At 40.6% G+C, this 13,867-nt stretch carries 15 protein-coding genes; 6 read left to right on the plus strand and 9 right to left on the minus strand.

The window, feature by feature from the left end:
• The first annotated feature begins 30 nt into the window (after positions 1–30).
• Positions 31–294 (plus strand): hypothetical protein, encoded by a 264-nt coding sequence (locus ACKGJO_RS05555; RefSeq protein ID WP_411322413.1) that lies wholly within the window; start codon positions 31–33, stop codon positions 292–294.
• A gap of 21 nt (positions 295–315) precedes the next feature.
• On the opposite strand, the gene ACKGJO_RS05560 is transcribed toward ACKGJO_RS05555, so the two are convergent.
• Positions 316–717, minus strand: coding sequence for a DUF1761 domain-containing protein (locus ACKGJO_RS05560; RefSeq protein WP_411322414.1), 402 nt, complete (start codon positions 715–717; stop codon positions 316–318).
• A 208-nt stretch (positions 718–925) separates the two neighbouring features.
• On the opposite strand from ACKGJO_RS05560, the gene deoC reads away from it, so the two are divergent.
• The 5 genes from deoC to ACKGJO_RS05585 all read left to right on the plus strand — a co-directional run bounded on the left by deoC (position 926) and on the right by ACKGJO_RS05585 (position 6,156).
• Positions 926–1,825, plus strand: a complete 900-nt coding sequence (gene deoC / locus ACKGJO_RS05565) for a deoxyribose-phosphate aldolase (protein ID WP_411322415.1) — start codon at positions 926–928, stop codon at positions 1,823–1,825.
• A 40-nt stretch (positions 1,826–1,865) separates the two neighbouring features.
• Entirely contained in the window at positions 1,866–3,368 is a 1,503-nt protein-coding gene (locus tag ACKGJO_RS05570) for an aldehyde dehydrogenase family protein (RefSeq protein WP_411322416.1), read from the plus strand.
• A 99-nt stretch (positions 3,369–3,467) separates the two neighbouring features.
• Positions 3,468–4,337, plus strand: a complete 870-nt coding sequence (locus ACKGJO_RS05575; protein ID WP_411322417.1) for an aldehyde dehydrogenase family protein — start codon at positions 3,468–3,470, stop codon at positions 4,335–4,337.
• 8 nt (positions 4,338–4,345) lie between these two features.
• Positions 4,346–4,900 carry an SPOR domain-containing protein gene (locus tag ACKGJO_RS05580; protein ID WP_411322418.1) on the plus strand — a complete coding sequence of 185 codons (555 nt, stop codon included), beginning with the start codon at positions 4,346–4,348 and terminating at the stop codon, positions 4,898–4,900.
• A 110-nt stretch (positions 4,901–5,010) separates the two neighbouring features.
• A complete protein-coding gene (locus ACKGJO_RS05585; protein WP_411322419.1) occupies positions 5,011–6,156 on the plus strand; it encodes a PP2C family protein-serine/threonine phosphatase in 1,146 nt (381 codons plus the stop codon).
• Positions 6,157–6,162: 6 nt separating this feature from the next.
• On the opposite strand, the gene tkt is transcribed toward ACKGJO_RS05585, so the two are convergent.
• The 8 genes from tkt to ACKGJO_RS05625 all read right to left on the minus strand — a co-directional run bounded on the left by tkt (position 6,163) and on the right by ACKGJO_RS05625 (position 13,856).
• Positions 6,163–8,163: a transketolase gene (gene tkt, locus ACKGJO_RS05590; RefSeq protein WP_411322420.1), complete on the minus strand. Its 2,001-nt coding sequence runs from the start codon at positions 8,161–8,163 to the stop codon at positions 6,163–6,165.
• Positions 8,164–8,319: 156 nt separating this feature from the next.
• A complete protein-coding gene (locus ACKGJO_RS05595) occupies positions 8,320–9,354 on the minus strand; it encodes a tetratricopeptide repeat protein (protein WP_411322421.1) in 1,035 nt (344 codons plus the stop codon).
• Positions 9,355–9,488: 134 nt separating this feature from the next.
• Entirely contained in the window at positions 9,489–10,184 is a 696-nt protein-coding gene (locus ACKGJO_RS05600) for an LOG family protein (protein ID WP_411322422.1), read from the minus strand.
• A 6-nt stretch (positions 10,185–10,190) separates the two neighbouring features.
• On the minus strand, positions 10,191–10,763 hold the full coding sequence (locus tag ACKGJO_RS05605) for a DUF5683 domain-containing protein (protein WP_411322423.1): 573 nt from the start codon (positions 10,761–10,763) through the stop codon (positions 10,191–10,193).
• A gap of 31 nt (positions 10,764–10,794) precedes the next feature.
• On the minus strand, positions 10,795–11,736 hold the full coding sequence (locus tag ACKGJO_RS05610) for a ParB/RepB/Spo0J family partition protein (protein WP_411322424.1): 942 nt from the start codon (positions 11,734–11,736) through the stop codon (positions 10,795–10,797).
• 12 nt (positions 11,737–11,748) lie between these two features.
• Positions 11,749–12,546 (minus strand): ParA family protein, encoded by a 798-nt coding sequence (locus ACKGJO_RS05615; RefSeq protein ID WP_411322425.1) that lies wholly within the window; start codon positions 12,544–12,546, stop codon positions 11,749–11,751.
• 139 nt (positions 12,547–12,685) lie between these two features.
• Entirely contained in the window at positions 12,686–13,231 is a 546-nt protein-coding gene (locus ACKGJO_RS05620; protein ID WP_411322426.1) for an anti-sigma factor, read from the minus strand.
• Entirely contained in the window at positions 13,215–13,856 is a 642-nt protein-coding gene (locus tag ACKGJO_RS05625) for an RNA polymerase sigma factor (RefSeq protein WP_411322427.1), read from the minus strand. The genes ACKGJO_RS05620 and ACKGJO_RS05625 overlap by 17 nt, the downstream gene beginning before the upstream one ends.
• Between the last annotated feature and the right edge of the window lie 11 nt (positions 13,857–13,867).

A 13,867-nucleotide genomic window follows, 5' to 3' on the forward strand; every position in this document is an offset into this window, starting at 1 on the left:
CTTAGTTTTGTATTCAATCAAATCCCTGATATGAAAAATTTACCCTTTATATTCATGCAAAAGGTAAGTACAGCCATCAAAGCGCATTTTGATAAAAACCCGAATGATCTTATCGTATTATCTTTCGGTGCGTTTGTGCTTACTTTTATTCTATTGGTTACACCCCATATGCCTCAGACTTCTCCCCCTACTTATGCTGAACAGCAGGAATCCATTCAGCAGGCAAATTCAGATTTAAACAATACATCTGCCGGTGAAGAAGACAAAATGATCCTCAAAGCTCATCTTAAATAATAAAAAAGTTCTGATTAAGTTCTATTTCCAAGCTCCGAGTATCAATCCCATCAGGGTATAAACTACGATCCAAAATCCACCATTTATAAAGATATAGTTCCAGGATTTTTGCTCGTAGAGGCCATTTACCCCTATAGCCATTGCCACCCAACCGAATCCTGCCAAAAACCCATAAAAAGCTCCTTCTTGTAAATTTACTTGGTTTCCAAAAAACATCGCAAGGCAGTAGGCCATTATGAACTGAAAAACAAGGGTAAATCCAAACACCTTGACTATATTACCATTTTGTATTTTACTTTCAGTCAGCCCTGTAGCTTCCATCCATTTCTTTCCGAATAAAGGCCCGTACCAAATAAAACCTACTGCAAAACCTACAAGTGTAGCCGCTATGACAGCTAACCAGTTTATTGTTAAACCTTCCATTTGTATCCTCCGGTATATAATTAGTATCAAATAAGTGATTGTATGATTAAATAACCTAAGGTGTACCCAGTTTTTTAATTAACTAAAAAACCATGGTTACTACAATTCCAGCAAAAATAAATCCATCGGTAAATGGAGCAAATGACTCAGCTTTTGTTTTTATTTTCTTACCTTCAAATATGAACTAATTCTGAAACCAAACTTCACCATGACGTATCCTGATTTTAATCAGACAATACCTATTGACGAGATCGGAGTAAAAGAACGTGTTGCCCGATTAAACTCACGCAGTATCAAAAAAGACTCAAAGGTACTGGCCCTCAAACTTGCCCTGAGTATGATCGACCATACCACATTAGAGGGAAGTGACTCTCCGGGCAAAGTGCGTCAGTTGTGTAAAAAAGCGAAACAACCTTACCCTGCCATCCCTGATCTGCCAACGGTGGCTGCTGTTTGTGTATATCCACGATTGGTTGGTGTTGCCAAAAAGGAGCTAAAAGATACTGATATCAAAGTAGCAAGCGTGGCTACTTCATTCCCAAGTGGACAATTTCCTCTATCAATCAGGCTAGACGATACACGTTTTGCGGTGAGTGAAGGAGCCGATGAGATCGATATGGTCATCAGCCGCGGTGCATTTTTGAACGGAGAATTCAATTTGGTATTTGATGAGATCGCTGCCGTTAAGGACGCTTGTGGTAACGCCCATTTAAAAGTGATACTTGAAACCGGTGAACTCCAAACTTTAGAGAACGTTCGCAAAGCCAGTGATCTGGCCATGCATGCCGGAGCTGATTTTATAAAAACGTCAACTGGAAAAGTTAGTCCTGCCGCCACTCAACCTGTTACATTGGTCATGCTGGAAGCTATCAGGGATTTCTATTATAAAACCGATAAAATGATCGGAATGAAACCGGCCGGTGGCATCAGAACTGCGAAACAATCGATCCAGTATCTGGTATTAGTAAAGGAGACCCTCGGAGCGGCCTGGCTTGATAAGAATTATTTTCGGTTTGGGGCTAGCTCACTCACCAACGACATCCTTATGCAGATCCTGAAACAGGAGACCGGTCATTATCAGTCTCTGAATTACTTCAGCAACGATTAAGCTCTTTTAAAAAGATTTTCAATTTTAGAATCCTATTGCCATGCCAAACACTGAAGCCAAAGAAGTTCCATACAAGCCAACATCCCCAAACTCAAAACTGGATTTTGCCTCAGTTTGGGAATATGATCCTGCACCCCAGGATTCAGGCTTTGCCGAGATCAAAGAACAGTACAACCTTTTCATAGGCGGCAATTTTGTTAAGCCATCTAAAGGCCGTTACTTTAAAAGTACTAATCCTGCCACTGAAGAAGTGATCACTGAATTTGCTGAGGCTACCCAAAAGGATGTTGATAAAGCTGTTAAAGCTGCTCGAAAGGCCTTTGAGGGTGAATGGTCTCGTATATCGGCTAAAGAACGTGGCAAGTACATCTATCGTATTGCAAGAATGATTCAGGAAAGAGCTCGTGAATTTGCTGTACTTGAAAGTATGGATGGTGGTAAACCTATCCGCGAATCCCGTGATGTAGATATACCTTTAGTTGCCGCATATTTCTTTTATTATGCCGGCTGGGCCGATAAGCTTGAATACGCCTTTCCCGGTAAAACACCGGAGCCACTCGGAGTTTGCGGTCAGATCATACCCTGGAACTTCCCCATGCTTATGCTGGCTTGGAAGATAGCCCCCGCCCTGGCAGCAGGTAATACCGTTGTTTTGAAACCTGCAGAAACAACTTCTCTTACGGCCCTAAAATTTGCCGAGTTGATCAAGGATTGTGCTTTGCCGGATGGAGTTGTCAATATTGTAACCGGGGCCGGACAAACCGGAGCTGAGATCGTGAATCATAAAGATGTGGATAAAATTGCATTCACAGGCTCTACCAAAGTCGGTAAACTCATTCAAAGCTCACTGGCCGGCACCGATAAAAAGTACACTCTTGAATTAGGCGGGAAAGGTGCTATGCTCATTTTTGAAGATGCACCGGTCGATCAAGCTGTTGAAGGCATTATTAATGCAATTTATTTCAATCAGGGCCACGTTTGTTGTGCCGGTTCCCGTCTGTTGGTACAGGAAGGTATCGCAGATCAGGTCATTCAAAAACTAAAGGATCGCCTGGAAACACTTATCGTTGGCGACCCACTTGACAAAAATACCGATGTAGGAGCCATTAATTCCAAAGAACAATTTGAGACTATTAATAAATATCTTGAACTGGGTGAGGAAGAAGGTGCAGATCTATATCAGTGTGAATGTAATATCCCTGAAAACGGCTATTTCATAAGACCAACCCTATTTACCAACGTATCCCAGTCTAACAGGGTCGTGCAGGAAGAAATATTTGGGCCGGTACTTACAGTTCAAACATTCAGAACGGCTGATGAGGGTATTGATAAAGCCAACAATACCCCTTATGGTCTCGCAAGTGGCGTCTGGACAGATAAAGGTTCCAAGATCTTCAAAGTTGGCAGTAAAATGCGTTCAGGTGTTATTTGGGCGAATACCTACAACAAATTTGATCCTACCTCTCCCTTTGGCGGTTATAAAGAAAGCGGCGTGGGACGTGAAGGCGGCATGCATGGATTGGCAGCATACATCAAAAGTTAAACCAAGAAATTAGTTAATGGTTAATAATTATTGGCGACTATACTCTTTAAAAATTTACCAATAACCGATTAACCAATACACCATTAACAAATATTGATCATGGCTGAAGATAGAATAGACGTAAAGAAAACATATAAAATGTACATCGGTGGAAACTTCCCCCGCAGTGAATCAGGCAGGACCTATAAAGCTTTGGATACGGATGGAAATCTGTTAGCAAATGCCTGCCAGGGTTCGCGTAAGGATTTCCGTGATGCTGTAAAAATAGCCCGATCTGCATTTTCCGGATGGAGTGGCAGAAATGCCTATAATCGGGGACAAATACTCTATCGTATTGCAGAGATGCTGGAAGACCGCCGAGATCAATTCATGAAGGAACTTGGCCCTATAGGTTTTAAGACAGCCGAAGCAGAAGCCGATATAAATGCATCCATCGACCGGCTTATTTATTATGCAGGCTGGACCGATAAATACCAACAGGTATTCGGATCGATCAACCCTGTAGCAAGCTCACACTTCAACTTCAGCATGCTTGAACCTACCGGAGTGGTTGCCGCCTTTGCTCCTGAAAAGAGTCCTCTCTATGGTTTAGTATCCGTAATTGCTCCGATCATTGCTGGGGGTAACACCGGTGTATTCCTGGCCTCTGAGGAATTCCCACTGCCTGCTATCAGTTTTGCAGAGGTCCTGAATTCATCAGACGTACCGGGTGGCGTGGTTAACATCCTTACAGGATCCCGTGAAGAATTAGCGGAACATTTTAGTTCTCACATGGATGTAAATGCTATATGTTACACCGATGAACTTCCGCAAGAAATGAAACAACTTATAGATGAGAACGCTTCTCTTAATGTTAAAAGAGTCGTTAAACGCCACGTTAAGGATTGGTACAATAAGGAAGCGCAATCTCCGTACTTCGTCACTGATTTTCAGGAAGTCAAAACAACCTGGCACCCCATAGGATTTTAATGAATTACATGAAAAGATCTCTCATAATATTTCCCCTTTTAGTTCTGATAGTATATGGATGTTCAACAACTGAACAGACTGTCGAAGAAGCAATGGATGAAATTGAACGCAATTATTCCTCCAGTGAAGAATTCGAGATGCTGAGATTGGAAACATTGAGAACCACACTCGCAGACTCATATTCCAATAAAAAAAACGAGATCCCTGAGGTTTTTAACCAAACCAAGATTCAGCGCGAAGTTGAGAAAAATATTTACGAAGGTTACCGCATACAGATCTTTTCCGGTGAAGATGTAGTTGGGGCAGATACAACTGCCGGTAATTTCAGGGCTTGGGCAGATACTACCATTGCAGGCTACCAACCAAAAACTTATGTCTTTTTTAAAACACCTTACTATAGGGTCCACGTTGGTGATTTCCACGAGAGGGATAAAGCCATTCAGTTTTCAAATATCGTAAAAAGATACTTTAAAGATGCCTGGGTTGTTTACGATAATGTTGATCCGGGAAATGTTCCCACAGATTCTACAACCATTGAATTGATCAGAAGAGAGGATCGTTAGGCTGTTTAGATCAGACCCTATGAACTTGAATAAATCTTGGTAATTAATACTCAACTTTTTGTGTATTATTACGAAGAAGTAAAAGAATCTAAGCAAATAAGCAGATAACATTGGGTTTAAAGAACGAAGCACAGTCCGGATACGGAACCAAAAAATTCTACAAGGAATATGTATCCGGTATGAGCCGGAAACGGTTTTCAAAAGAATTAAGTGCAGATACCGAACGATTGAAACTGGTTTATAAGGAAGCAGTTGAAGATATTGAACGCCAACAGGGGCAGCAACTTCCGGGGCACGTCAAGTTTCTTCGCTTATTCTCAGACCTCACGCAACGCCTCAATCCCACCAGGCGTTTGATTTTCGGATTGGGTTCGGTCAGTTTTATAGCCCACTATGCTCTTAGCTTTTTTGGTCTCTTACCTTACTTCTTTATAGGCGACCTCCTTCTTCCTTTTGGATTTCTTTCCATGTTCATGTTGCTTCTTATTGAACTGCTGGAAAAATCGGATGTTCAAAAAGAAATTGACCTGGCCCGTGAAATTCAGTTAAGCCTTCTCCCGGGCACCTCTCTGAACAAGAAAAACCTTGAGGTGTACTCATTTGCTCACACAGCCAAAGAAGTAGGCGGAGATTACCTAGACGTAATCGAGACTGATGGTGGCACTTACGTCATCATTGCAGACGTTTCCGGAAAAGGCCTTAGCGCAGCTCTTTACATGGTTAGATTACAGGCTTTGGTTAGTATGATCATTGAAAAAGAGAAACCCACACCCAAAGAATTATTTCTTCAGTTAAACAACTATATAAAAAGTAACAGCCGGGATAAGACCTTTGTCACAGGTTGTGTAGCCTTTTTCCCAAATGATGAAGAGTTTTTTGAGTATATAAGAGCCGGCCATAATATTCCTGTTTACTATAACAAAGATCGTGATGTGATCTATAAGCTTAAATCAAACGGTTTTGCATTAGGGATGACCTCAACAAAGCTTTTAGATCAAAATATGGAAGTCAAAAGATTTCATTTTAAACCCGGTGATTCTGTTTTCTTCTACACGGATGGTTTGAATGAAGCCCGGAACATACATGGTGAAGAGTATGGAGAAGATCGCATAGAATCTCTTATAGAGATCTACGGTTCGCTCCATGCAAAAACGATCATTAGCAAGGTCCAATCTTCACTCGAAACATTCATTGGAGATGAAGATCCATTGGACGATATTACATTTACATGTATACACCGCCCAATGAGAAAATAAATTTGCTTATTTATTCTCTAAAACGGCTTCTACAACAGCTTCAGTTGTAATACCAAAATGCTCGTAAAGCTCTTCATAAGGAGCTGATTCACCAAAGGAATCTAAACCTATCGATTTACCTTTTGGGCCTACATATCGTTCCCAGCCAAAAGTTGCTCCTGCTTCAATAGATACTTTATTCGTGACTGATTTTGGAAGTACGCTTTCTTTGTATGATGTATCCTGATTCTCAAATAACTCCCAGCTTGGCATACTTACCACACGGACATCTACTCCCTTATCAATAAGTGTTTCCTTCGCTTCAATGGCATACTGAAGCTCTGAACCGGTTCCTATAATGATGGCTTCAGGCGTTTCACTATCAGAATCTGAGAAGATATAGGCTCCCTTATTTACCAGATCAGCTGGGTTTGAAGACGTTCGTTCCTGCGTAGGCAGATTCTGACGTGTTAGGACAAGCAGTGTCGGACCGTTTTCATTTTCCAAAGCAACTTTCCATGCATGAGATGTTTCATTAGCATCACCCGGTCGTAGAATTGTGACATTTGGCATAGCTCTCAAACTAGACAGATGCTCAACGGGTTGGTGAGTTGGTCCGTCTTCACCCAATCCGATACTATCATGTGTTAACACAAAAATGGATGGAATTTTCATAAGCGCAGCCAGTCTGATCGCCGGTCGCATGTAATCGGTAAATACAAAGAAAGTAGCACCGTAAGGTATCAATCCGCCATGAAGGGTTATTCCATTTACAGCAGCACCCATGCCGTGTTCTCTGACACCAAAATGCACAGTCCTTCCTGTGGGCGAATCCTCGATAAATGATCCGTAGCCTTCAATATCAGTTTTTGTACTTCCACCAAGATCTGCTGAACCCCCAAATAAGTTTGGAATAACATCTTTAATAGCATTTATTACTTTCCCGGAAGCTGCACGGCTTGCTATACCCTTTTTATCTGCTTTAAAGACCGGAAGCGATTCAGTTAATTTATCTGAGATCTTTCTGCGCATCCATGTTTTGAATTCTTGAAATTCCTGAGAATGATCTTTTTCGTACGATTCTAAAACAGTATTCCATTCATCCTCAGCTTTTTGGCCCTTTTCAATTGCTTCGCGGAATTTATCTAAGGCTTCCGAAGGAATATAGAACTGCTCCTCACTCTCCCAACCATACGCTTGCTTCGTTAGTCTTACCTCCTCTTCACCAAGTGGTGAACCGTGGGATGATTCACTGTCTTGCTTGTTTGGACTTCCAAAACCTATATGAGTCTTACATACTATCAAAGACGGTTTATCTGTCACAGATTGTGCTTCCTCAATAGCAGCTACGATCTTATCATGATCATGTCCGTCAATTTCGATCACATGCCATTTATAAGCTTGAAAACGTTTGGATACATCTTCTGTAAACGTAATATCAGTTGATCCTTCAATTGATATCCTGTTTGAGTCATAGAGGTAAATTAGCTTACCCAATCCCATATGGCCTGCCATAGATGCTGATTCATGGGAGATACCCTCCATTAAATCACCATCACTAACAATAGCATACGTATAATGATCAATAATACACTGATCTTCTTTATTAAACTTTGCGGCAAGAAAATGTTCAGCCATTGCCATCCCAATACCTGTTCCAAAACCCTGCCCCAAAGGTCCGGTCGTAGTTTCAATACCGGGTGTCATTCCATATTCGGGGTGACCAGGAGTTTTACTTCCCATTTGTCTGAAGTTCTTGATCTCTTCTAAACTCAGGTTGTATCCTGTTAAATGCAATAAACTATAGATCAGCATTGAACCGTGACCGGCAGATAGAATAAACCGATCTCTGTCTAGCCATTCCGGATTTTTGGGATTATGCTTTAAAAATTTTGTCCACAGTACATAAGCTACATCAGCCATCCCCATTGGCATACCCGGATGACCAGAGTTAGCTTTTTCAACCCCATCAATAGACAAAGTTCTGATTGTATTAACGCATAATTGATCAAGTTTAGATGCAGGCATAAAAAGCTTTTATTTATTTTAAAGGTGTTGGATTGAGAAAGGTCTTAAAGATACCAATTAAGGATTTTGGATAAAAAGGATTCTTAGATTTATTGCATAAAAAAAGCCGCGCTCGTGAAGAACGCGGCTTTCATATCACTTATATGTAACAAACTATTATTCTGCCGTTGAATCACATTTCAGCTCGAATTCCATCTTATGCTCAGCCGGAGCTCTAAATGACCCGTAAAGTGCATTTGAAAACGCATCACAAGCATTCGACTTATCACCAAGAGTTTGGTAAGCAAAGCCTAATTCAAAATAGATCTTAGCTTTATCAGTTCTACCACCATTTTCGTATTCAAGTGCACGGTTGGCGTGATCAATAGCTTGCTGAGCATTGTTTTTCTTATTATAAGCTTCAGCCAAACGGTAATGTACATCTGCTGAATCACTATTGTAGTCAAGCGCCTTGTTCAGTGTTTCAATAGCAGTATCGACCTCTCCATTGGTAATTGCTTTAGATCCTACTGCAAGAAGTTCATCGTGAGCAGCATCCCTCGCTTTATTGGAAATATTTATTTTGTTGGTTGCATCTCCTACCTGAATAGCTCTGTCATACCATTCCAGCATGTCATCAATATTCTGATCGATAATACCGTCTTTGTTGGTATCATTAATTTTCTTAAAGATCTTGGCTTTTTGGTAGTAAGCGGCAGCGTAATTAGAATTCAGGTTCAGGGCTCGGTCTACGGCTTCATCTGCAGCTGCTATCTCATTCTGACTGTAAAGAATTACAGACTTGCTATAATATAATTGAGGAATAGCACCCTGGGCACTTGGAGCATACCGGGTATCACCATACTCCTCACTTACGCTGATAACCTCTCTAAAATCGTTGATCGCTTTTTCGAGATCAGCAATCTCCTTGCTTTGTTGAAATTGCTGATAAGAAGTACGCGCTTTAGCAAAATACATCTTTGGAATTTGGCTCTCTGCATTTTGCTTAAGGTCCTCACCTTCAGGTCCCAACTGGTTAGCCATCGTAACGACCTGTTCAAATGAAGAGATCGCAGCGTCGTAATTATTAGATTGTGCTTCTTCAAGGCCTGCATTATACAGCTGAACTGCTTGCGTTCTGTCTTGAGCATGAATAGAAGTTGCTGTTAGCCCTAAGACCAACGCAAGTAAACTTATTTTAAAAACCTTCATATCTATATTGAGTTTTATCGTTAGTTGCAGCGCCGAATTTAATAAAAAATGACACTGATATTAAATTAATAACTGCTTTTTTAATGTTTTAGTATTTTTTATCAAAAATGAGAGGAGAATGTTCCCTTTTTGAATTAAAAGTTTGGCATTGGTTCTTTCTGGCTGTAAAAGTCACAAATTATATCTACTACTTCATCAGTTGAATCAGTAACGTGAAATAGGTCCGTATCTTTATCTGATATCGTGCCCCATCCTTTCATTGTTTTATTTATCCAGTCAACCAATCCCTCCCAGTAGGAACTTCCAAATAAAATGATCGGGATCTGATCAATTTTTCGGGTTTGGATCAGTGTAAGACTTTCAAATAGCTCATCCAATGTTCCGAATCCACCGGGAAATACCACAAATCCCTGCGCGTACTTTACAAACATCACCTTACGAACAAAGAAATAATTGAAATTGATCATGAAATCCGGATCCACATGCTGATTGATACCCTGCTCAAATGGAAGGCTTATCCCCAAACCTACTGACTTACCCTTGGCAAGCTCAGCACCTTTATTAGCTGCCTCCATAATACCGGGACCACCACCGGTGATTACTCCGAAGCCTTTTTTAGTGATCTTATCCGCAGTTTCAACTGCAAGTTGATAGTACTCATTTTCTGGAGTTGTTCTTGCTGAACCAAAAATTGAGATGCACGGTCCGATCTGAAAGAGCTTGTCATAACCCTCCACAAATTCACCCATGATCTTAAACACACTCCAGATATCCCGATCAATGCTTTTGGAATGATGCTGATTTTGAAATTCTCTTTCTTCTTTGGTCATATATTTCTAAAAATTTATAGTAAATAATACAGTAGGTACTGATCTGAATGTATTTTGTGCAATTAGTACCGGTTCAATATTCGTACGAAGTGAGAGGTCATCACTCACATCAAAGGACCTCAGGTGAGCAAAAACATAAGCATCGATGGCATTCAATGCATATGAAAGCCCAATAAAAACGTAAACAAGGTCACGCCGATTCCGATAAAAATTTCTGTTTTGCCGTAATGCTTCAAGGCTTGAGTTCTGGGGAATGTAACCTGGTGTTGGCCCAAATCTCAGGTCATCAGGGGTGTTAGGATTTAAATTATAGTATGCAGCCCTGTAATCCTTATAATCACTGTGGAGCTGAATACTGTAATATGTAAGCCCACCCAAAAGCCCATAGACTATTGGCACCTTCCAGATCTGCTTATTCGTAACCTGTCCCCAACCGGGGATCATAAGTGACTGCTTTAAAACCTTTTTAGGGTCCGGAAATTCTACACTTGAGGAATCTAAAATCAAGTTATCCGGCTGGAATGCACGGAATTGTCGGTTATGATTATTTTCCTTGACAGGTTGACTTAAACTCTTCAAAGGGAACAATGCTATCAAAAGTACGAGAATACTAATCGACCGTATCAAGGATTGACAATATGCGTTCAAGGTCATCATCTGAATAATACTCAATCCTGATCTCACCACCTTCTTTTTTTGGTTTCACATTTACTTTTGTACTGAATGTACGGCGTAACCTGGCGGAAATATCTTTATAAAATGGGTCTGTAGAAGTATCCTCCACTGTTTTCTTTTTACCGCTGTTGCTTTTTGTGGGAGAGCTTACTTTTCGGACTTCATCTTCGATCTGGCGCACCGAGATGCCCTCTTCTACTACTTTATCAAGGATTTTCTTTTGAATGCCCTCATCCTCTATCGTGATCAATGAACGAGCATGCCCCATGGATATCTTATTTGCCTTAAGAGCTGATTGAATAAAATCAGGCAGATTCAACAAGCGTAACATATTAGTGACTGTAGTCCTGTTTTTACCTACCCGTTTTGCCACTTGTGCCTGTGTGTAATCAAATTCCTCAAGCAGCCTTTTATATCCCAGGGCAACTTCAAGCGGATTAAGTTCTTCCCGCTGAATATTCTCTATGAGAGCAAACGCCATACTCTGCTCGTCATCAGCTTCTCTTATAAAGGCTGGAATTTCCTTAAGTCCACCTAGCTTAGCAGCTCTGAGTCGCCGCTCACCACTGATCAGTTCAAACCTTTTCTCACCTATATATCTGACTGTTATGGGCTGAATGAGACCGTGTTCGCGTATGGAATCAGCCAGCTCTTCAAGTCTTTCCTCATCAAACTCTTTACGGGGCTGATGCGGGTTTTTTCTAATGTGGTCTACCGGTACAAACAGCACAATGTTTACTCTGTCTTCCGGTTTAACAAAACTTTTTTCTACACCTTCGCCTTTTTGAGCCTGTTCACCTGCACCAACGTTATCTTCGTCACGGTATTCAGGGAAAAAAGCACCTAAACCACGCCCTAAAACTTTTTTTGTTGCCATAGTTATTAAATATTAATCAGTGAGAACCGGGCTGTTCTTGAATAGCTTCTTATTATTTTTGATGATCTCCCGAGCCAGAGCAAGATAATTTTTAGCACCAACACTGGTTGAATCATAGAGCAATGCCGGTTTACCGAAACTAGGAGCTTCTGCCAGTCTAACGTTTCTTGCTATTACAGATTTAAAAACCCTATCGTCAAAATATCTTTTAACCTCATCAGCAACCTGATTTGATAATCTTGTGCGAGTATCATACATAGTTAAAAGTACGCCTTCGATATCCAGCTCAGGATTCAAATGCTGCCGTACGATTTTGATTGTATTTAAAAGCTGCCCTAAGCCTTCCAGTGCAAAATATTCACATTGAACAGGAATAACGATAGAATCTGAAGCAGTAAGTGCATTGATGGTAAGAAGTCCTAAAGATGGTGGACAGTCAATGATCACAAAATCATACTTTTCACGGGCACTTTCGATGGCTCTTTTCAGAATATTCTCTCGCTGGTCACGATCTATCATCTCGATCTCCGCACCTACAAGATTGATGTGTGCTGGCACCAGGTCAAGAAAATCCAATTCTGTTTGCCTGATCGTCTCATCAATTTCTGTGCTACCGATCATAACCTCATATATAGAATTAGTCACCGTTTTTGTATCGATGCCCAACCCACTAGTTGTATTACTTTGCGGATCGATATCTATAACAAGCGTTGAATGTTCAATAGCTGCTAAACTGGCAGCCAGGTTAATTGCCGTAGTTGTTTTTCCTACTCCACCTTTCTGATTGGCAATTGATATTACTTTTCCCATTAAATCCTGCTTTAAGCTTGTAATAGTTTTATGATAAATACCAATATAAAGCGAGGTCTACTGCCATACAAAAATACTTATTCACATTTAAGGGAAGAGTTTTCCACATTAATTACTTAAGGCATTGGACGACAATTATTTAATTAGAAGAACCTGTAAGCAAGACCCTGTTAGAAGAGCTGGTATTACCCATCGGTTCACTCACAAGCTGAAGTTTTTCGTAACTTTTAAGCAGATCGGGATGAACAGCTGTTTCAGAAGTATTTGGCTCTTCGCCCGCATATCTAAGAATGTCGTTACGGTCTACCCAAGGCTCAACTGTTTGACTATTTGCTATATTTGTTGACGCGGTTTCAACGGGAATCGAACTATAATATAAATAACCGCCCGTCAATGAAGCCAATAGAGCTGCAGCTACAGCAGCTCTAACAAAGATGCTTTTATAGCTATACCCTGCATTTTGTTTTGCTGCTTCTTCTGCTTTTTGGGCTATGTTATTGGTTATTTCTTTGGGGGGATTCAGATCAGGAAGTGCCGAAAGCTTTTTTTTAGTAGCTCTCAGGCTTTCAACTTCGATCAATAGATCTTCATCTTCCCGCATTTGTTTTTCAAATTCCAGCTCCTCAGAAGGGTCCATTTCCTTCATCAGATACCGAATAGCCTTATGATCATCCGTGTTGTGCATGTTTTTCTTTTTCTCTTTCTTCCTCGAAATGTTTTCTCAGATTTATGAGTGCGTATCTCATACGACCTAAAGCCGTGTTGATGGATACATCAGTAAGTTCAGCGATCTCTTTAAAAGGCATTTCATAATAATGTCTCAAAAGAACTACTGAACGCTGCTCTTCAGGAAGTTTGGCAATATGTTTCATCAAACTTGAGCGGGTTTCATCATCCACCAGCTGTTCGTCTGCATCCACAATGCTTTCATCTTCCATACGATCGAAATAATCCGTTGAAGAGTCCTCATCACTCCATCCACTAACGTCAATAAATCGCTTTTGTTTTCTTAAATAATCAATAGTTGCATTATGAGCAATTCTCATAACCCAGGCGATCCATTTACCCTGTTCATTGTAGGTATCATCCATCTTGGTGATAACCTTGGTAAAAGTAGTCTGAAACAGATCATTGGCAATTTCAGGATTCATCACCATGCTGTAGATATATGAATAAATTTTTTGCTGGTGACGGTTCATGAGCTCGTTGAATGCAGATTCGTCTCCATTCTTTCTGAAATATTTTACAAGTTCGCGGTCTTTAAGACCTTTGTAATCCGGTTTTTCTACGTGTCTTTTAATTAATTTCATAATAGTCACCC

The organism is Gracilimonas qinghaiensis, from assembly GCF_046602855.1.
Lineage (GTDB): Bacteria > Bacteroidota > Rhodothermia > Balneolales > Balneolaceae > Gracilimonas.

What these genes read in the sequence shown, in the direction of transcription:
- ACKGJO_RS05555 (WP_411322413.1), top strand. Translation starts at nt 31, where the DNA reads ATGAAAAATTTACCCTTTATATTCATGCAAAAGGTAAGTACAGCCATC.
- ACKGJO_RS05625 (WP_411322427.1), bottom strand. Translation starts at nt 13,856, where the DNA reads ATGAAATTAATTAAAAGACACGTAGAAAAACCGGATTACAAAGGTCTT.
- ACKGJO_RS05560 (WP_411322414.1), bottom strand. Translation starts at nt 717, where the DNA reads ATGGAAGGTTTAACAATAAACTGGTTAGCTGTCATAGCGGCTACACTT.
- ACKGJO_RS05600 (WP_411322422.1), bottom strand. Translation starts at nt 10,184, where the DNA reads ATGACCAAAGAAGAAAGAGAATTTCAAAATCAGCATCATTCCAAAAGC.
- tkt (WP_411322420.1), bottom strand. Translation starts at nt 8,163, where the DNA reads ATGCCTGCATCTAAACTTGATCAATTATGCGTTAATACAATCAGAACT.
- ACKGJO_RS05595 (WP_411322421.1), bottom strand. Translation starts at nt 9,354, where the DNA reads ATGAAGGTTTTTAAAATAAGTTTACTTGCGTTGGTCTTAGGGCTAACA.
- ACKGJO_RS05615 (WP_411322425.1), bottom strand. Translation starts at nt 12,546, where the DNA reads ATGGGAAAAGTAATATCAATTGCCAATCAGAAAGGTGGAGTAGGAAAA.
- deoC (WP_411322415.1), top strand. Translation starts at nt 926, where the DNA reads ATGACGTATCCTGATTTTAATCAGACAATACCTATTGACGAGATCGGA.
- ACKGJO_RS05580 (WP_411322418.1), top strand. Translation starts at nt 4,346, where the DNA reads ATGAAAAGATCTCTCATAATATTTCCCCTTTTAGTTCTGATAGTATAT.
- ACKGJO_RS05610 (WP_411322424.1), bottom strand. Translation starts at nt 11,736, where the DNA reads ATGGCAACAAAAAAAGTTTTAGGGCGTGGTTTAGGTGCTTTTTTCCCT.
- ACKGJO_RS05575 (WP_411322417.1), top strand. Translation starts at nt 3,468, where the DNA reads ATGGCTGAAGATAGAATAGACGTAAAGAAAACATATAAAATGTACATC.
- ACKGJO_RS05620 (WP_411322426.1), bottom strand. Translation starts at nt 13,231, where the DNA reads ATGCACAACACGGATGATCATAAGGCTATTCGGTATCTGATGAAGGAA.
- ACKGJO_RS05570 (WP_411322416.1), top strand. Translation starts at nt 1,866, where the DNA reads ATGCCAAACACTGAAGCCAAAGAAGTTCCATACAAGCCAACATCCCCA.